Here is a 17,783-nt window from a genome sequence, read left to right as displayed (position 1 = left end):
CCCGTGCCTGGAGATCAGTTGCCGAGTTTGATCTGGTCAACGGTCCAGCAGGACGTCGGAGCTACCGTATCCGGTGTCAGGATCTGGTTCTCTGTATAGACGGCAAAGGGCTGCGTGCCGGGTTCCGGCTGCGTCTGCAACAACATCTGGATCGCGGAGGCAAGCACCTTGGCCTGATCGCGCGTATCGACCTTCACATACGACGAGAACGCCCCGCTTTCGACATTGGTGCAGCCGAGATCCTTGTTTCCGCCGCCAGTCGAGACAAGTTTGATTTGGTCCTGCTTGCCGGATTCCCGGATGGCCGCGGCAATTCCCACGTCCATGTTGTCCCACAGCCCGATAAAGCCGCACAAATCGTCGTGCTGCTTGATGATCGTGGAGGCGATGGAATGCGCTTTCGAGGCATCCCAATCCGCGGCCTGAGTGGCCACAAGTGTCGCATCCGGGTAATCCACCAAGGTATCTTCGACCCCGGCAACGCCGAGCTGGTTGGGCGGTGCGGTCACCGGGCCCTGAATCAGGGCAATTTTTCCGGATGTTCCAGAACCACAAAGACGGGCCGCTTCTTTCGCGGTTTCCACGCCCACGCCATACCAGTCTCCTCCGACGAAAGCATCCGAGTTGACCGGTGTCTTCATGTTCATCTGGATGACGTTGATGCCGGCGTCCATTGCGCGTCGGATAAGCTTGACGTAGGCCTGCATGTCTGCGTTCTGAATTATTATTATGTCCGGCTTCTCGTTGATAAGTTGCGAGATAGCCTGTGCGCCTGCATCGACGCTATAGTTGGCATCCCTGATCGTCAGCTCGTAGCCAAGCCTATCGGCATCCCGCTGCACTGCGGCCATCCAGCCTTGTGTCAGGTCCCATCCCATCGTGACCGGAACGAAAGCGACGGTCTTGCCCTCAAACGCCTTCTGGTACTTCAGGATCAGGCCGTCATCCGGGCGCTCCGCCGAGGCCGGCGCGACCTGACCTAGGACACCCAGCATTACGGCTGCGACCGCACCTATCCTCTTGAACATAGAAAGTTTCATGTCTTCCTCCCTAGAAATGTGGTTCTTTTTCCGGATCGCCCGTCTGGACCACCCGGAATTCTAGATGTCGCCTTGCTGCGATGTCTGTTCGTCGCGGGGGTTGAGCAGCGAGTCCACGATGATGGCCAGCAGCAAGATCAGACTCTTGATGATATTTTGAGCCGAATAATCCACGTTCATGATCGTCAGACCGTTCAACAGCAGTCCGATGAGAACCGTGCCCGAAATGACATTCCGGATACTGCCCTTGCCGCCCGCCAGACCGATCCCTCCGATCACCACGACCAGGATGATGTCGTAGATCATCGTCGAGCTGGCCAGCTTGGTGTTTACCGATGACACGGTCATCGCCATGATCAGGCCCGCGCAGAAAGCGACGAGGGATGCGAAGCTGTACATCAGGACCGTCATGGGCCGGATAGACATTCCGCTGTTGCGCGAAGCGAGCGGATTGTCACCGATCGCGTAGACGAAGGCGCCATAACGCGTCAGGCGCAAGGCCACGAACGCGAGACAGGAGATGATGAGGAACAGCAGAACCGGCATGGGAACCGCCGCGAGCGCACCGGTTCCGAGAGACGCAAACCAGCCCACATCGCCGCTGATGAAGATGTTCTCGCTCGACACAAGGGCAAAGCGTCCCAGCCCGGAAATCACGGTCGCCATCGCAAGCGTGGCGAAGATGGCCGGAATCTCGACATAGGCGATCAGGAATCCGTTGACCGCGCCGAAGGCCACCGCCAGCAGCAGACCCAAAAGAAGGGCCGTCTCCACCTGCATTCCTCCGGAGAAAAGCGTGAAGCTCCAGCCAGTCGAGAACACCATCACCGCGACCATCGTAAGGTCGATGCCGCGACCGATCACGACGACCGCCATTCCGATCGCCAGAATTCCCAGGATCGAGACGCTCTGCAAAAGAGAGAGCAAGTTCGATATCCGGAAAAACCCATCGAGAAAAATCGAAAACAGGACGAACAGAACCGCCGAGATGGCCATAACCATCTGTTCCTGATTCAGCGACAGAACGGCATTCCGGTCAAACTTCAATGTATTTTCCTCCCCATGACCCAAGCCGAATTCCCCGGGGTTGGTCCCAGCGATCCGACACAGGCCCGCCGCCTGGTGCGTGTTCCATTATGCACTGAAGGCAGCCTCACGCTGGCGAAGCGATCTGCGTTTGTCCAATATTGAGAAACGAGAAATATATAACCTTATCCTTATGAAAAGAGCAGGCGGCCGGTGTGTAGGCCGGTATTAAATTATGTCCGGACCCCCGGATTTCCTGGGTTTGCACGGAGATTTTAGGGATTTTCCGGAAATTGGAGCATCGGACGAAAACTCCACTCGATGGTGGGTCGATGCCAACCCGTTCGCGGGAAACAGCCAGAATCATAACTGAAAAGCGTAATTACGACACCGGGACTTTGTTGAATGAATTATCCGACAGGTACCTTCGCCTAAGAAGTCTGACAGGGCACAAGCTTGACATCTCCCGGTTTCGTTCAGACACGAAGCGTAGTGGAATTCGGCCATCCGGAGCCAGTGGCACGCGCCGTGCGCACCGGGCTTGGAGGCAAGCGGATTGAGGAGGATGCCGACCCTTCAGATGAAGATGGCGATATCTCTTTTTGCTTTTCCACTGATGTCGAATTTTCTCAACCGCAAGACGATCTCACAAGCAGGACATTAATACTTTATCAAAAAAAGGCTTACTGGCGACAAAGAAATAAAATTATGAACAAATCTAATTTATTACTTAGGCGATCCCTAATTCGGACGGCAACAGTGCCATGTCGCCAAATTGCCGTGCACCGAAAAGATCTGGGGTCGACTTCGTTTCTTTCGGCACATAAGCGAGACACGACATGCCCGCTCTTGCGGCGGCTTCAAAACCACTGGAGCTGTCTTCTACAACCAGGCAATGCTCAGGCAGGATACGATTTGCTTGCGCAGCGTGGAGAAACACGTCCGGGGCAGGCTTGCTTGCTCCAACTTCATGCGCCGAGAACATATTGCCTTCAAACCAAGGAAGCATACCCGTTGTCTCCAACGTTGCGCACATCTTTTCCATCAATCCATTTGAAGCAACGCAAAATTTTACTTCATGATTCTTTAGTACTTTCAGCGCCTTTTTTGCACCTTTAATTGGCTTTATTTCGCTCTTCAACGAAGCTATCAATTCCTTCGAGAACGGAACCAACCAATTTTCGGGCACTTTCAAGCCTTGTTCCGATAAATACCTTTCGACATCATGCCTGCTTTTTCCTATGAACCTGTCGCAACATTCGGAAAAGGATATGTCAGCGCCGCGTGAAAGCAGAAATCTATGAAGATGCCGATTGGAGATCGTTTCGGAATCCACAAGCACACCATCGCAATCAAATATAATAAGCTGCGGAATGCGATCTGGATGCTGCACCGCAATATGTCTCTTACCTGGAATCATAGCCACATAGAGCCTTTCAAAGATATTAGCGTCGTCAACGATCAGAGAACTAACTAAATCTATAGTGCCCCTGAGCACGCACTCAGCAACCGGCTCCAGCGCCGAACCATCAACTTAACTGGAATCTGAAGCAGTTGTGACGACGTTCACAGTGTAAGCCGTAAGGACGCCACCATAAGCGTTTCCTTCTGGAATTACGGGACGTGGTATGGTTAGCCTAACTTGCTGCACCAAATTTAAAAAAATCTCTCCATCTATTCTTCGCTCTCTGGAATGAGATGTTTTTAGCAATAAGCTACGATCAACTGGGAGGTGAGAGGGAAGTTTGTGCATTACGCTTAAGATAGAATTGAATTAACGGAAGCACTCAACTAGAGACGCGATGAATAGGTTCTTACCTGACCAGTGCTCCAATCCCCAAGTAGGAACCACAGGATCATGGAGTTCTCCATCTAGTATCACGGTTCCGGGCTGGAGATGACTGGGATAATACAGCGCATTCGGAACATTGATTCTGATCGCAAAGCGAGGCTGATCCTCATAGTAATGTCTACGCCAAACCTCCAAATTTTCGCGGGAGTCCGCAAGGGTCAGAACCAATACAAGTCCAGGAACTCTGTTCGAACCATCCATTTACCGCCTATATGCAGGCATTATCCATCGGTTTCTCAGGTCTAGAGAAGTCCAGTGCGATCCCCTTGGTAGGATCAAAAATCCAGCTTCAGTGGGTTGAACTCCGAGCTCTGATCAACACTCATGCGCTAATCGGAGCCAATATGGATATTACCAGCGGTGGCTTTCCTGAAAGTAGCAAGCAGCAGATCATCGCCGAACTGCTGTGCATAACGGGCATCCGCATCAACGCTGCTGTCGAACTCGCTGGCCGGCCCGCCCCGAACTCTCGCCGGAAAGCGTAATGCTCAAACAGGAACCGGACGACAAGGACTGAAAGACCTAGTGCAGCACCCGCCGCACGCCCGACTGCACCTTGAGGAGCGCCGGCAGGTAGATGGCGACGAGGTCGTCCAGGCTCGCCTGCGCGGCGGCCATGCCCGTGTTGAGCGCCGCCACCACCCGGTCGCGGCTATCGTAGACCGGCACGGCGAGCGACCTGAGGCCGATCTCCACTTCCTGATCGATGACGGCAAAGCCTTGCGTGCGCGTTTCACCGATACGGTTCATGATCTCGTCCGGATCGGTCAGGCTCAGCGCCGTGCGCGGGGTCAGGTCCGAGCGCTCCACGAGTGCCCGGGCCTCTTCTTCCGGCAGCGCCGCCAGCAGCACGCGGCCCATCGACGTGCAATGCGCGGGCAGCCGTGAGCCGGGCGTCAGTCCGATGGACATCACCCGTTTCTGCGCGGCCCGCGCCAGATAGACGATTTCCGTGCCGTCGAGGATCGATACCGAGCAGGACTGGCAGATCTGCTCGGTAAGCTGGTCGAGCCACGGCTGCACCACCTGCGGCAGCGGCAGCGAGGCGAGCGCCCCGAGACCCAGCCGGAGCGCGCGTGGCGTCAACGTGAAGAACTTGCCGTCGTAGTCCGCATACCCCTCGTGATGAAGGGTGAGCAGGCAGCGGCGCGCGGTCGCCCGGTCCAGCCCCGTGGCGTCGGCGACATCGGATATCGACAGACGGGGGGTGTCGGCCCCGAAACACTCGATCACCCTCAGTCCCTTGGCGAGCGAAGCGATGTGATCCGTCGGTTTGTTCAACATGCGCACAAAATTCAGTTCTATTTGAACAAATGTCAACATGCGAACAAATTGACTGGCCGAACCGAAGCAGCGGGCCTAGACAATCCTCAACCGAGGAGGTTTCCATGGATAAGACAATAACGTCCCTTACGGCTGCGGTCGCGGACATAAAGGACGGTTCCCGACTGATGATCGGCGGCTTCGGCGGCTCCGGCGCGCCGATCGAGTTGATCCACGCCCTGATCGACCGTTTCCGCGAAACCGGCAGCCCCAGGGACCTGACGGTGATCAATAACAATGCGGGCAACGGCGGCATCGGCATCGCCGCGATGATCAAGGCCGGCATGGTCCGCAAGATGATCTGCTCCTTCCCGCGCTCGTCGAATGCGGAAGCCTTCAACGAAAAATATCTGGCCGGTGAAATCGAGCTGGAGCTCGTTCCCCAAGGCACACTCGCGGAACGCATCCGCGCAGCCGGTGCCGGCATCCCCGCCTTCTACACGCCGAGCTCCTTCGGCACCGAGCTGGCGGAAGGCAAGCCCACGGAAGAATTCGACGGCAAGATGTATGTGCGCGAACGCTGGCTGAAAGCCGACTTTGCGATCATCAAGGCGCAGGTCGGCGACACGCTCGGCAACCTCACCTACCGGTGTGCGGGCCGCAACTTCAGCCCTTTGATGGCCATGGCCGCGGACCGCACCATCGTCCAGGTCAGCCATCTGGTCGCACCCGGCGGCATCGACCCCGAAACCGTCGTCACGCCCGGCATCTTCGTCGACGGACTGGTCGCAGTTCCGGAACCTGAACAGGAAGAAGTGCTCGTCCGCGCGGGAGTGGTTTACTGATGGCCTATACGAAACTCACCAACGCCCAGATCGCCTGGCGCGCCGCCCAGGACATCGAGGACGGCGCCTATGTCAACCTCGGCATCGGCTTTCCCGAAATGATCGCCAAGTTCCAGCCCGAAGGCCGGGACGTGATCTATCACACCGAAAACGGCGTGCTCGGGTTCGGCGGAGCTCCGAAAGAGGGCGAAGAGGACTGGGACCTGATCAATGCCGGCAAGAAGGCGATCACGCTGAAACCGGGTGCCTCCTTCTTTCACCATGCCGACAGCTTCTCCATGGTGCGCGGCGGCCATCTCGACCTTGCGGTCCTCGGCGCTTACCAGGTGGCCCAGAACGGCGATCTGGCGAACTGGCGTGTCGGCTCGAAGGGCGTGCCCGCCGTCGGCGGCGCGATGGACCTCGTCCACGGCGCCAAGCGGGTCGCGGTCGTCACCGACCACGTCACCAAGGACGGCAAGCCGAAGCTGGTCGAAACCTGCACCTTCCCGCTCACCGGCGTCGGCTGCGTCACCCGCGTCTACACCTCCCTTGCCGTGGTCGACATCGTCGACGGTCATTTCGTCCTGCGCGAAAAGCTTCCCGGAATGACACTGGAGGAATTGCAGGACGTGACCGGAGCACCGCTGCATCTCGAGGGCGACCCCGCCGACCTGACCGTACCCGCTCTGGACTGAGGAAAGACCTGTGCAAGACGTATTTATCTGCGACTACATCCGCACACCCATCGGCCGCTTCGGCGGTGCCCTCGCCCCGGTGCGCACCGACGACCTCGGCGCGATCCCCCTCAAGGCGCTCGCGGCCCGCAACCCGGGCCTGGATCTCGCGGCGATCGACGAGGTGATCTTCGGCTGTGCCAACCAGGCGGGCGAAGACAACCGCAACGTGGCGCGCATGTCTCTTCTGCTCGCCGGCTACCCGGAAACGGTGCCGGGCACCACGATGAACCGCCTGTGCGGCTCGGGCATGGATGCCGTCATCACCGCCGCCCGTGCGATCAAGGCCGGCGAGGCCGAACTGATCGTCGCCGGAGGCGTCGAGAGCATGTCGCGCGCGCCGTTTGTCATGCCCAAGGCCGAAAGTGCCTTTTCCCGCACCAGCGAAATCCACGACACCACCATCGGCTGGCGCTTCGTCAACCCGCTGATGAAAGCCCAATACGGCGTCGACAGCATGCCGGAAACCGGCGAAAACGTCGCCGAGGATTTCAACGTTTCCCGGACCGATCAGGACGCCTTCGCCTTTCGCTCCCAGCAGAAAGCCAAGGCCGCGATGGACAATGGCAGGCTCGCCCGCGAAATCACGCCCGTCTCGATCCCGAGGCGCAAGGGCGACCCCGTCATCATCGATATCGACGAGCACCCGCGCCCGGAAACGACGCTCGAAGGTTTCGCCAAGCTGCGCGCACCCTTCCGGGACGGCGGCTCGGTTACGGCCGGCAATGCCTCCGGCGTCAATGACGGCGCGGCGGCCCTGATCGTGGCCTCCGGCGAAGCGGCAGCAAAATACGGCCTCAAGCCGATTGTCCAGGTGCTCGGCGGCGCGACCGCCGGCGTGGCGCCCCGGATCATGGGCTTCGGTCCGGCGATCGCCTCCAAAAAGCTCATGGCGCGGCTCGGCCTGGCGCAGGCGGACTTCGACGTGATCGAACTGAACGAGGCTTTCGCTTCCCAAGGGCTTGCCACCTTGCGCGATCTCGGCATCGCCGACGACGATCCGCGGGTGAACCCCAATGGCGGCGCCATCGCCCTCGGCCACCCGCTCGGCATGTCCGGCGCCCGGATCACCGGCACGGCGGCTCTGGAACTGTCGGAGAAAAACGGCCGTTATGCCCTCTCGACCATGTGCATCGGAGTTGGCCAAGGAATTGCAATTGCACTGGGAGCTTGCAACTAGTTTCGTGAACCTGAGCTGCACGTCTTTCAAAACACGAACCAAGACTAGATGATGGATTTATTAAAATTGATCCAAGGTCGATCTGATATCATATTGAAAGGTGCAGGTATATTTTTGACCTTTTCCACTACATCTATCATTTCTGGAGGCATATGGAGAAAGTTTATTTACGTCGGCGATGGGGCACATGAGGTATGTTTTGGAAAAGCACCCAAGACTATACTCAGCTCTCGAATTGCATCGGCATCATGTGCCGGTCCGCCAAAACAATTGAGCCTGAGAGGAGGTCACATGAAAGGGACATCAACATGGCTTTTTGAGCATCATAGACCTACTCGGAAGAGAACGTAGTCGATGAGTTGCGTTCGGGTGGTAGGTTTCCGTTTGCCGAACTTACGCGGTGAACCGGCTTGACCCAACGAACAAACGTTACAGATCCCGTCGGCCCGGTCAGGCCGCTTTGGAACAGCGGATCAGAGAGATTTGTCAGAGGCATATCCGGTTCGGATAGCAATGCTTGGATGTATTGCTGTGCCGAGAGTGCTGGATGATCAGTCAGAAGAAAACCCGTCAGATCTACAACGAGTTGGGCCTCCAATGAGGAACAAGTTTCTGGAGCGCCGGATGAAAGCAACGCTTCAGGAAGATCGCCAATCGGCCGTCGGGCCGAATGACGTTGGGCTATGGACTTCATGCATGACCAGCACGCAACTGATCGAAAATCCGCGTTTTGACCGTGTTCGATACGTTCTCTCGCTATGTGCCGGGGCTTGATCCACGGCCAAGTGATCGGGGAGAGGATGTTGCGAGAACCCTGAGCAGGGTGTGTTCTCGATTTCACGCAGTCGCCGACTCTAATCTTCCAAATCCCCGATTGAGCTAACGATGTTCCAGAGCATTCACAATTAACAGGAGCGACATGGAAAACTGGGCAAGAAATTGAAGTCGGTTGATTCTTTGAAACACAAAAGACGCCTCGCAGGGCCGATAGAAATAAGACACCTGCGCCACGCTGTGGCGGTCGAAAGTCATGGAAGTTTCAGAAAAGCCGCACTCGCGCTCAGAGTGAAGCAATCGACACTCAGTCGGACCATTTCTCAGATGGAAGCTCGTCTGGGTCTGATCCTTTTCGAACGAACGAGTGGCGGTGCGCGCTTAACAGAGGCGGGTGCCGAGATCGTGAAGACTTCCCGCTATCTCATCCAGTCATTGGACCAAATGACACTAAACGCCCAGGAGCTAAGCCGAGGCAATACGGGACAGTTTCGTCTTGGATTTTATACGTCCCTCTCGATGGGCAAATTACGCGCAAGGCTCACAGAATTTGCAACAAGGTTCCCCAATATGGAGATCCTCACGATTGAAGCTTCGCGCTCGCGTCTTTTGTCTGATCTTGCTGGCGGTTTCCTGGATATAGCCATAGTCACTGGCGATCCTTCTCCTGGAGAAGTTGGCGCAAAGTCTCTTTGGACAGAACGTATTATGGTCCTCATGCCCAGCACGCATCCGCTAGCTCAAAACAAAGTCCTCCATTGGACCGACCTGAAAGACGAAACTTTCCTTATTAGCGATCATGATCCAGGTCCTGAATTGCGAGATGTCCTTGTTTCCAAGCTTGCGCTGCTCGGCGGACAACCAAAGTTGGTTGCCCACAATGTCAGCCAGGAAAATATCAAAGGTCTGGTCTCAGCCGGTTTCGGCATAAGCCTCATTCTCGAAGCAAGCCTGGGGTCCAGTTTTCCCGGCGTTTCGTTTCTCGAAGTCCGTGACGGGACTGGCGCAAACCGCATCAGCTTTTCCGCGCGTTGGCGTAGCGACAACAACAATCCGGCTTTGAGCAACTTCATTGCTCTCCTGGAAGAACGCTATCCCTCACCTGCCGGCCGTGACTAAGAATCCGACGCGCCTTCGCAAACCCACGATCCGTCGCAATAAACCGTTCCAGCATCGGAACGATCAGCCTAGAAGGATCCTCGACGGTCTGCCCGCTCTGCCGACCGAGAATCTCGGCATAGTCCACCAGATCCCGATGCAGCTTCGCCGGCAGTTCCACACTCACCTTGACCGGCTTGTCGTCCGGTAACGGCCCCAGCTTCAGTCTCACCATGGTCATCCTCCGTAAGGTTCGAGCACCAAATCACGGGTGACGATCACCCTCACCGGGAACCCCGGCCGGATCGTCAGCGTGGGCGCGACCTGCAACTGGCGCTGAACGATCTGCTGCCCGGCATCATCGATCGTGTCCTGGGCACCTTCACGGACCGCCTGAACCAGGCGGTCGTCGTCACTTGCTGCGAGTTCCGCACCGACGCTAAGCAGCGTCGACAGCCCGGCCGCCTTGGCGAGATCCCACCAGTGGTAATCCACACCGTCTTCCAGACCGGCATAGCCACTTGGGTCCGCTCCCGGCTGGCGTTCGAGCACGATGGAGCGGCCGTTCGGGAGGATCAGCCGGTTCCAGACGAGCAGCACACGGCGCTGACCGAACCCGACATCGTTGGAATATTCGCCGACGATGCGCGTGCCTTGAGGGACCAGGAGCAGTCTTCCGGTTGGACTGTCATAGACATGCTGCGTGACTTGGGCGGTGATCTGCCCGGGCAGGTCGGAGCGGATCCCGGTGATGAGTGCAGCGGGAATGACGGACCCGGCCTGCAGCACATAGGGCGATGCCGGTGCCGTAACGCGATCGGATGCCGTGGTCCGTCGGTCCACGGACGCATTCAAAAACGCAAGATTGCTGTCTTGTGCCGAAACTCCACCTGAAACACTGCCGCCGATCGACGGCACTGTACCCAGCCTTGCTCCGCCCGATGCCGCCTGTCCCGTCTGGAAGAAGACCCGGCTGGTGCGGGCAGCCTCTACCTCGGCAAGACGGCGCTGTTCCTGTTCATCGAGCGTGGGCGTTTGGATCGCTGGAGGCACGACCGGCTGACCGCGTTCCTGCGCCTTGAGGATCGGCCGGCCTAGATCTCCCGGCAAGGGCGGTCCTAGAACCGGGCCGGCATAGTCGCTCGGCAGGGTACTCAATCCGTCAGCGGTGTTGCGGTTTTCCGTCGAAAACAGTTCCTCGCTGCCGCCCCTCCTGTCCGGTGCCTGGAGCGCGTAGATCAAAGCCCCTCCGATGCCGAGCAAGGCAACGAACCCGACCCCTGCCAGCACCTTGCGCGAGAGACGCGTCACCCGCGGCGGATCCACTCGCAAACGCATTGCCGCCCTGACGTCAGCGTTCGGGTGAGGATCGTCGTCTTCCCTATTCTGCTGCGGACTGCTCATGCCCCCTCACCTCCATCGCCGATCGTTGGTTGCTCTGAAGGCTCACCAGCACCATGTCCCTTTGTCAGGTCATGGCGTTTTCCATCGGTCCGAACAATCCTGACCGTCTGCTGGTGCTTGCCGCTGCCAAACCGGAGTTCCGCAGCCCCAAATATCCGGTCGACGATCAGGATATTCCTGTAAACGCGGCTGTTGACGATTTCCGGGTTTCCGTCGGGCCCGAGAACGAAGACCGGCGGCATCTCCCCCTGGACGATTCCACCCGGAAATTCGACATAGACCCGCCTGCCATCGTCATAGATGGAGACCGGGCGCCAGGGCGGAGTGTCGCCGGTGAGCGCATATCGATAGTTCCGTGCCGCGAGCGCCGGAATGCGAGGCGTTGTCGGGACGACGGGACGCTGTGAAAACGAAGACTGCGGATAGTTCCAGGCGACCGCGGGCATATAGAAACCCTCGCCTGAGCGCAGCTCGATCCTGTAAACCCGCCGGTCGGTGGTGACGACTAGATTGGTCTCTATGTCCGGGCGCGCCGGTTTGACGAGGATGTGGACCTGCGGCTCTTCGCCGGAGCCGCTGGTGGTATCGCCGATGATCCAGCGGGCCGTATCGCCGGCCGCGACCGGGCCGGCGCCAGTCAGGGCTTCGCCCGGTTCCAGCGCAATGTCAGTGATCTTTCCGGGAGTCGTATAGACCTGATAGAGCGCCCCTTCCGACCAGGGATAGATCTGGATGGCATTGTAGTAGCCTTCGCGGCGCGGCTCGATGCGCGCAGCCGCATTGGCATTCTCGATCCTGCCGGCTGACGTTGTTGCCGCGTCGCCTCCTTTTGCCGGGGTCCAGGCCGGAGGCACATGAAGAGGCTTGGGCCGATCGTCGCTCGCAGTTTTTGGTACCGCCGGCAGGGGCGGCACGCTGGCATCGTAGCTGATCTGCGGAGGCTTGTAGGTGGCACAGCTCGCCAACGCGGTTGCACAAAGAAGGACTGCCGCACTTGCGGAGAACCGGAATGCCGGAAGCGCGGGTTTACGCAAAGCCGTCTTCATTGCCCCATCTCCCGCGACCAGTTGATGGCGTTGACATAGATGCCGAGCGGATTGGCCCGCAGCCGTGCTGCATCGCGGGGCGGCTGGATGACGATGGTCAGGATCGCGGTCCAGCGCTCTGTCGCGGATAACTGTCCGTTCTCATAGTGCCGCTCTGTCCAGGCGACGCGGAAGCTTCCCGGCGAGGCCCGGATGACACTGGAAACCTCGACCGCGATCTGCTGCCTGCCGACCCGGGCGAAGGGATCGTTTGACCGCGCATAGTCGTTGAGCGCGAGCGCCCCGCGGTCGGTGGTGAACTCATAGGCCCGGAGCCAGTTCTGCCGGACGATGATGGCATCGGCCGGAATGCTGCGGACCTTCTCGATGAACCGCGCCAGATGAAACGCGATCTGTGGATCGGACGGTTCATAATCGGCGGTGGCGGCCGCTACAACTTGCGCCTCACCAAGCTTGTCCACCTGCACCACCCAGGGCACGACGGAGCCGTCGACGGTCTGCCAGATGAGTGCCGCGGCAAAACCACCGGAGAGGATGAGAGAGCCGAAGGCCATCAGCCGCCAGTTCTTTGCCTGAACGCGAGCCGAGCCGATGCGCTCGTCCCAGACCTGGGCGGCCTTCTGGTAGGGCGTTACGGGCTCTGGGGATTTGCCGTAGTGAACGGTAGATCGTTTGAAGAGGCTCATGAGCGGTCGCCTGTCTGAAGATTGATGGAAGCACCGCCCCCGTGACTATCGCCCGAACGGACGGCATGAGCGGCTGCGGAAACACCGTGGGAAAGTTGCTGGGAACGCTTCATGCGTTTTGCCCAGGCCGGCGGGCCATCGGCGGCGGCAGGTACTGCGGGTGCTGGAGACGCAGACGAGGCGTCTGAACTATCTGTGTTGCCAACCGTGCCGCCCGTTGCCTCGAAGGCCGTCCGGGCTCCGGATTGATGGCTCGCCTGAAAACTTTCCGCTGCCTTTGACTGCAGTCTTTTGAGCGGCGATGCTGCGGCTCGCGCTCCAGCACTTGCCACAGCACTGATGCCGGAGGCGACACCACTTGTGCCTGATTGCCCGGCCGATCCGAGTCCGTAGGCTGTTGACGCTCCACCCGCGATGGCAGCACCGCCGCGTGCGGCCGCCGCGGTCCTGGACAAGGCGAGCGCGCCTCCACGAGCTGCCAATCCAGCAGCCCCTACTCCGGCGACAGCAGCACCGCCAACCGCAAGGCCGGTGCCGACAGCGGATCCTGCACCCAGCTGCGGTCCGCCGGAGACGAGACCGTTCGCGATGCCTGGACCGAAGATCCCGAGGCCGAGCAGGGACAAAGCCGCAAGCACCACGGCCATCGCCTCGTCGATGGTCGGCGTGATACTGCCGAAACCGGCAGTGAATTGCGCGAACAGCGTCGAGCCAATGCCGATGATGACGGCCAGCACCAGCACCTTGATGCCGGAAGAGATGACATTGCCGAGCACGCGTTCGGCCAGAAAGGCTGTCTTGCCGAACAGCCCAAAGGGAATGAGCACAAAACCTGCCAGGGTCGTCAGCTTGAACTCGATCAGGGTGACGAAGAGCTGGATGGAAAGGATGAAGAAGGCCAGGATGACGAGCGCCCAGGCGAAGAGCAGGCAGGCGATCTGAATGAAGTTCTCGAAAAAGGCGACCCAGCCCATCAGGTCGGAAATCGACTCCAGCAGCGGCCTTCCGGCATCGAGACCCACCTGCGCCACCTTGCCCGGGCGCACCAGATCGGCGGCGGAAAATCCGGTGCCGGAGGCCATCAGGCCGAGCCCGGCAAAGCTCTCGAAGACGATCCGTGCGAGATTGTTCCAGTTGCCGATCAGATAAGCGAAGATGCCGACAAACAGCGTCTTCTTCACAAGACGGGCAATGATGTCGTCCTCGGCGCCCCAGGACCAGAAGAGCGCGGCCAGCGTCACATCGATGACGATGAGCGTTGTCGCGATAAAGGCGACCTCACCACCGAGCAGACCGAAGCCGCTGTCGATGTAGCTGGTGAAGACCCCGAGGAAGTTGTCGATGACACCCGTGCCGCCCATGGATCAACGTCCCTCGCCGGTTCGAGGACCCCGACCGAGAAACCGGTCCCGGCTCTGCTGCCAGGTTGCCAGACAGTCTTGGTCATCGACCGCAGCTCTGCCCATCTGCTGACAGCGGCGCAGATCGGCACGCACAGTATCGTCGGAAGGCTGTGTAGCCGGCGCAGTCAGCTTGGGCGCCGGATCGTCCTTGCGGGACATCTCGATCAGGCTCGCGGTGATGGCGATTGCAACAAAAACGATTGCTGCCAACCGGGCCAGCATCCTGCCGTCCATGGAAAATTCCTCCCGAAAGATCAGTTATTGAACATGCGCGCGTTGCCGGGCTGGTAGCCGGAGCCCGGCGACAGGAAGCGCTGGCGTTGGATGCGGCCTTGTTCGGCCGCGGCCGTTCGTTCCGCTTCACTCAAGGCGATCGCCCGGCCATTGGCAGCGACGACTGCGGTGAGGTCGGAAAGCTGCTGCGCCTGGAGCGCGAGGAGCTGGTTGCCGGCCTGGGCTGTCTGAAGTGCTCCGGTCGCCCCCTGGCTCTGTCCGATCAGCGCGGACATCTGCGCGCGGTTGGTCTCGATATTGCCGACGACGCCGGCCTGCACGCGCAGGGCGTCCTGAAGGCCGCCGACCGTGTTCTGCCAGCGGCTACGCGCACCGGCGACCAGCTGCTGTTCGCTCGCGCTCAGATCGATATTGCCGTATTGCTGCTGGAACAGCTGATCGATCTGCTGGACGTCGAAAGCGATGTTCTGAGCCTCCTCAAGAAGCTGCTGCGTCCTCTGCACGGATTGCTGGAGCTGCTGCAAAGCCGAATAAGGAAGGCTGGCCAGATTGCGAGCCTGGTTGATCAGCATCTGCGCTTCGTTCTGAAGCTGGACGATCTGGTTGTTGATCTGCTCCAGCGTCCGTGCCGCCGTCAGCACATTCTGGGCATAGTTCGACGGATCGAACACGACACGCCAGGCAAAAGCCGGCGGGGCGAACGTGACAGAGCTGAGAAATGGCGCACTCAGAATTGCGGCAGCAGCGACAACGGCACGGGATCGGCGGAACGTCATGAGGAGGTCTCCAGGTTGGTGAGGTCGGGGATCAGATCGGCCGCCCACGGAAGACCGCGGTGCCGCAGCCAGGCATCGAGGAAACCTTCACGGCTGTTAGCCGCGAGAATGCCGGCAATGACTGTCTGATCGGTCTTCGAGGCGGTCGCGCAAAGGGCCAGCGCGACTTCGGACAAGCCCAGTTCAAAGAGCCGGTTGCCGCGCCGGGACTGACAGTAATAGTCGCGCTTGGGTGTCGCCCGCGCGAGGATCTCAATCTGGCGGTCGTTGAGACCGAAACGGCGATAGGTTCCGGCAATCTGCGGCTCGATTGCGCGTTCGTTCGGCAGCAGGAGCCGTGTCGGGCAGCTCTCGATAATGGCTGGCGCAATAGCAGAGCCGTCGATGTCGGACAGAGACTGCGTGGCAAAGACGACGGAGGCGTTCTTCTTGCGAAGGGTCTTCAGCCATTCCCGGAGCTGACCCGCAAAACCCTGGTCGTCGAGCGCCAGCCAGCCTTCATCGATGATGATCAGGGTGGGCGATCCGTCTAGCCGATCCTCGATCCGGTGGAACAGATAGGCGAGCACGGCGGGTGCCGCACCGGTCCCGATCAGCCCCTCGGTCTCGAAGGCCTGAACGCTGCTTGAGCCCAGGTTCTCGCCTTCCGCATCGAGCAGCCGGCCATGGGCCCCGCCGATGCAATAGGGACGCATGGCCTGTTTGAGATCGTTGGACTGGAGCAGTACGGAAAGTCCGGTGAGCGTTCGCTCGCCTACCGGCGCGGAGGCAAGCGACGTCAGCGCCGTCCAGATATGCTCCTTGACGTCCGGGTTGACGGTGACGCCTTCGCGCATGAGGATGGCAGCGATCCAGTCGGCGGACCAGGAGCGCTCGGCGGCGGCATCGATCCGGGCAAGAGGCTGCAGCGATACGTCTCGGCCTTCGGTGAGGCCGCCGCCGAGATCATGCCAGTCACCGCCCATGGCGAGGCTCGCTGCACGGATCGATCCCCCGAAATCGAAGGCGAATACCCGGGAGTTCCTATAACGCCGGAACTGCAGTGCCATCAGCGCCAAGAGGACGGACTTGCCCGCCCCTGTCGGGCCGACGACCAGCGTATGGCCGACATCGCCGACATGAAGGGAAAACCGGAACGGGGTCGAGCCTTCCGTCTTGCCGTAGAGCAAGGGAGGAGACGAAAGATGCTCGTCCCGCTCCGGCCCCGCCCACACCGCACTTGAGGGGATCATGTGGGCGAGATTGAGAGTTGAGATCGGTGGCTGGCGGACATTGGCATAGACGTGCCCCGGCAGGCTGCCCAGCCAAGCGTCGACTGCGTTGATAGTCTCCGGCAGACACGTGAAATCTCGGCCCTGCATGACCTTATCCACGAGCCGCAGCTTCTCGTCGGCGATTTTGCTGTCCGTATCCCAGACCGTGACGGTCGCCGTGACATAAGCGATGCCGGCATGGTCCGCGCCGAGTTCCTGCAGTGCCAGGTCGGCATCAGCCGCCTTGTTCGCGGCGTCGGTGTCGACGAGTGCCGACTGCTCGTTGGTCATCACCTCCTTCAGGATCGCGGCGATGGATTTGCGCTTGGCAAACCACTGGCGCCGGATCCGGGTCAGGAGTTTTGTTGCGTCCGTCTTGTCCAACAAAATCGCGCGGGTTGACCAGCGATAGGGAAAGGCCAGCCGGTTGAGGTCGTCAAGCAGACCGGGCGTGGTCGCCGTCGGAAACCCGGAAATCGTCAGGACCCGCAGATGCTTGTCTCCGAGCCTTGGCTCCAGGCCGCCGGCAAGCGGCTGATCCGCAAGCAGTGCATCCAGATAGACCGGTGTCTCCGGCACGCGAACAGTGTGCCGGTTGGTCGAGACCGCCGAATGCAAATAGGTCAGCGTCCCGGCGTCATCGAGCCAGACGCATTCGGGCATGAAAGCGTCGATCAGCTGAAGGATCCGGTCGGTACGGTCGATGAAACCGGTAAGCACCTCCTGCGGGTTGATGTCATTCGTCTCCCTGCCTTCGAACAACCAACGTTCCGTGCGAGCGGCCTCTTCGGCTGGCGGCAGATAGGTGAAGGTCAGAAAATAGCTCGACTCGAAATGCGCACCGGCTTCTTCAAAACTTGCCTTGCGCTCCGCGTCGACCAGTGCGGAGGCCACATCCGGAAAGCTGCTGTCAGGGTAGTGATTGGCAGCATGACGCTGTGCCTCGACAAAGATGGCCCATCCGGACCCGAGACGGCGGAAGGCATTGTTGAGACGGCCGGTAACCGCGACGAGTTCGGCAGGAACGGCGCTGTCGAGATCCGGTCCACGGAAACGGGTTGTTCGCTGGAAGCTGCCGTCCTTGTTAAGCACCACGCCCTTCTCGACCAGCGCTGTCCAGGGCAGATAGTCGGCAAGGCGGCAGTTACGCGTGCGGTATTCGGCGAGGTTCATCATCGGCAGGGCCT

17 protein-coding genes and 1 pseudogene are annotated in these 17,783 nt (G+C 59.6%); 6 read left to right on the top strand and 12 right to left on the bottom strand.

Translation table 11 applies throughout. The features are described 5' to 3' along the window. Positions 1-14: 14 nt before the first annotated feature. The 3 genes from FIV03_RS07080 to FIV03_RS07070 form a co-directional block, all read right to left on the bottom strand. Positions 15-1,040, bottom strand: coding sequence for a sugar ABC transporter substrate-binding protein (locus tag FIV03_RS07080; RefSeq protein WP_152505180.1), 1,026 nt, complete (start codon positions 1,038-1,040; stop codon positions 15-17). Between the two features lie 60 nt (positions 1,041-1,100). Further along, positions 1,101-2,087 (bottom strand): ABC transporter permease, encoded by a 987-nt coding sequence (locus FIV03_RS07075; protein ID WP_269585038.1) that lies wholly within the window; start codon positions 2,085-2,087, stop codon positions 1,101-1,103. Between the two features lie 709 nt (positions 2,088-2,796). After that, positions 2,797-3,564 carry an HAD-IA family hydrolase gene (locus FIV03_RS07070; protein WP_152509089.1) on the bottom strand — a complete coding sequence of 256 codons (768 nt, stop codon included), beginning with the start codon at positions 3,562-3,564 and terminating at the stop codon, positions 2,797-2,799. 698 nt (positions 3,565-4,262) lie between these two features. On the opposite strand from FIV03_RS07070, the gene FIV03_RS31530 reads away from it, so the two are divergent. Continuing rightward, positions 4,263-4,403, top strand: coding sequence for a hypothetical protein (locus FIV03_RS31530; RefSeq protein WP_173013793.1), 141 nt, complete (start codon positions 4,263-4,265; stop codon positions 4,401-4,403). Between the two features lie 37 nt (positions 4,404-4,440). Here FIV03_RS31530 and FIV03_RS07065 read toward each other — a convergent pair whose 3' ends face one another. Then, on the bottom strand, positions 4,441-5,202 hold the full coding sequence (locus FIV03_RS07065; RefSeq protein ID WP_152505178.1) for an IclR family transcriptional regulator C-terminal domain-containing protein: 762 nt from the start codon (positions 5,200-5,202) through the stop codon (positions 4,441-4,443). A 104-nt stretch (positions 5,203-5,306) separates the two neighbouring features. On the opposite strand from FIV03_RS07065, the gene FIV03_RS07060 reads away from it, so the two are divergent. The 5 genes and pseudogenes from FIV03_RS07060 (at position 5,307) to FIV03_RS07045 (ending at position 9,815) form a co-directional block, all read left to right on the top strand. Next, positions 5,307-6,026, top strand: coding sequence for a 3-oxoacid CoA-transferase subunit A (locus FIV03_RS07060; RefSeq protein ID WP_152505177.1), 720 nt, complete (start codon positions 5,307-5,309; stop codon positions 6,024-6,026). After that, a complete protein-coding gene (locus FIV03_RS07055) occupies positions 6,026-6,703 on the top strand; it encodes a CoA transferase subunit B (RefSeq protein ID WP_152505176.1) in 678 nt (225 codons plus the stop codon). The genes FIV03_RS07060 and FIV03_RS07055 overlap by 1 nt, the downstream gene beginning before the upstream one ends. A 10-nt stretch (positions 6,704-6,713) precedes the next feature. Then, positions 6,714-7,922 carry a 3-oxoadipyl-CoA thiolase gene (gene pcaF, locus FIV03_RS07050; protein ID WP_152505175.1) on the top strand — a complete coding sequence of 403 codons (1,209 nt, stop codon included), beginning with the start codon at positions 6,714-6,716 and terminating at the stop codon, positions 7,920-7,922. A 430-nt stretch (positions 7,923-8,352) separates the two neighbouring features. Beyond that, positions 8,353-8,757, top strand: a pseudogene (locus tag FIV03_RS31825) (IS3 family transposase); the annotation flags it as partial. 104 nt (positions 8,758-8,861) lie between these two features. Continuing rightward, the gene (locus FIV03_RS07045; protein ID WP_286190136.1) at positions 8,862-9,815 is read left to right on the top strand and encodes a LysR family transcriptional regulator; all 954 of its coding nucleotides are present in this window, start codon (positions 8,862-8,864) and stop codon (positions 9,813-9,815) included. On the opposite strand, the gene FIV03_RS07040 is transcribed toward FIV03_RS07045, so the two are convergent. The 8 genes from FIV03_RS07040 to trbE are packed head-to-tail and all read right to left on the bottom strand — an operon-like array spanning position 9,766 to position 17,772. Continuing rightward, complete coding sequence (locus tag FIV03_RS07040; protein WP_152505174.1) at positions 9,766-10,029, bottom strand: DUF2274 domain-containing protein; 264 nt, start codon at positions 10,027-10,029, stop codon at positions 9,766-9,768. The two genes, FIV03_RS07045 and FIV03_RS07040, sit on opposite strands and share 50 nt — an antisense overlap. Positions 10,030-10,031: 2 nt before the next feature. Continuing rightward, a complete protein-coding gene (locus tag FIV03_RS07035) occupies positions 10,032-11,198 on the bottom strand; it encodes a TrbI/VirB10 family protein (protein ID WP_152505173.1) in 1,167 nt (388 codons plus the stop codon). Further along, a complete protein-coding gene (gene trbG / locus FIV03_RS07030; RefSeq protein WP_152505172.1) occupies positions 11,195-12,244 on the bottom strand; it encodes a P-type conjugative transfer protein TrbG in 1,050 nt (349 codons plus the stop codon). The genes FIV03_RS07035 and trbG overlap by 4 nt, the downstream gene beginning before the upstream one ends. Continuing rightward, positions 12,241-12,930, bottom strand: coding sequence for a conjugal transfer protein TrbF (trbF, locus tag FIV03_RS07025; RefSeq protein ID WP_152505171.1), 690 nt, complete (start codon positions 12,928-12,930; stop codon positions 12,241-12,243). Before trbF ends, trbG begins: the two co-directional genes overlap by 4 nt. Continuing rightward, entirely contained in the window at positions 12,927-14,291 is a 1,365-nt protein-coding gene (gene trbL / locus FIV03_RS07020; RefSeq protein ID WP_152505170.1) for a P-type conjugative transfer protein TrbL, read from the bottom strand. Before trbL ends, trbF begins: the two co-directional genes overlap by 4 nt. A 3-nt stretch (positions 14,292-14,294) precedes the next feature. After that, a complete protein-coding gene (gene trbK-alt / locus FIV03_RS07015) occupies positions 14,295-14,567 on the bottom strand; it encodes a putative entry exclusion protein TrbK-alt (RefSeq protein WP_152505169.1) in 273 nt (90 codons plus the stop codon). 20 nt (positions 14,568-14,587) lie between these two features. Then, on the bottom strand, positions 14,588-15,343 hold the full coding sequence (gene trbJ / locus FIV03_RS07010) for a P-type conjugative transfer protein TrbJ (protein WP_152505168.1): 756 nt from the start codon (positions 15,341-15,343) through the stop codon (positions 14,588-14,590). Further along, complete coding sequence (gene trbE, locus FIV03_RS07005) at positions 15,340-17,772, bottom strand: conjugal transfer protein TrbE (protein WP_152505167.1); 2,433 nt, start codon at positions 17,770-17,772, stop codon at positions 15,340-15,342. Before trbE ends, trbJ begins: the two co-directional genes overlap by 4 nt. Positions 17,773-17,783 lie beyond the last annotated feature (11 nt).

It is taken from the genome of Labrenzia sp. THAF187b, from assembly GCF_009363375.1.
Taxonomy (GTDB): domain Bacteria; phylum Pseudomonadota; class Alphaproteobacteria; order Rhizobiales; family Stappiaceae; genus Roseibium; species Roseibium algicola.
The sequence above is the reverse complement of the archived record's forward strand: the minus strand, read 5'-3'. Positions and strand labels throughout refer to the sequence as shown.

Bases quoted from the DNA above. Each gene is read 5' to 3' on its own strand.
- trbE (WP_152505167.1), bottom strand. From the start codon at position 17,772: ATGATGAACCTCGCCGAATACCGCACGCGTAACTGCCGCCTTGCCGAC.
- FIV03_RS07040 (WP_152505174.1), bottom strand. From the start codon at position 10,029: ATGGTGAGACTGAAGCTGGGGCCGTTACCGGACGACAAGCCGGTCAAG.
- trbJ (WP_152505168.1), bottom strand. From the start codon at position 15,343: ATGACGTTCCGCCGATCCCGTGCCGTTGTCGCTGCTGCCGCAATTCTG.
- trbF (WP_152505171.1), bottom strand. From the start codon at position 12,930: ATGAGCCTCTTCAAACGATCTACCGTTCACTACGGCAAATCCCCAGAG.
- FIV03_RS07060 (WP_152505177.1), top strand. From the start codon at position 5,307: ATGGATAAGACAATAACGTCCCTTACGGCTGCGGTCGCGGACATAAAG.
- FIV03_RS07080 (WP_152505180.1), bottom strand. From the start codon at position 1,040: ATGAAACTTTCTATGTTCAAGAGGATAGGTGCGGTCGCAGCCGTAATG.
- trbK-alt (WP_152505169.1), bottom strand. From the start codon at position 14,567: ATGGACGGCAGGATGCTGGCCCGGTTGGCAGCAATCGTTTTTGTTGCA.
- FIV03_RS07035 (WP_152505173.1), bottom strand. From the start codon at position 11,198: ATGAGCAGTCCGCAGCAGAATAGGGAAGACGACGATCCTCACCCGAAC.
- FIV03_RS31530 (WP_173013793.1), top strand. From the start codon at position 4,263: ATGGATATTACCAGCGGTGGCTTTCCTGAAAGTAGCAAGCAGCAGATC.
- trbL (WP_152505170.1), bottom strand. From the start codon at position 14,291: ATGGGCGGCACGGGTGTCATCGACAACTTCCTCGGGGTCTTCACCAGC.
- trbG (WP_152505172.1), bottom strand. From the start codon at position 12,244: ATGAAGACGGCTTTGCGTAAACCCGCGCTTCCGGCATTCCGGTTCTCC.
- FIV03_RS07055 (WP_152505176.1), top strand. From the start codon at position 6,026: ATGGCCTATACGAAACTCACCAACGCCCAGATCGCCTGGCGCGCCGCC.
- FIV03_RS07065 (WP_152505178.1), bottom strand. From the start codon at position 5,202: ATGTTGAACAAACCGACGGATCACATCGCTTCGCTCGCCAAGGGACTG.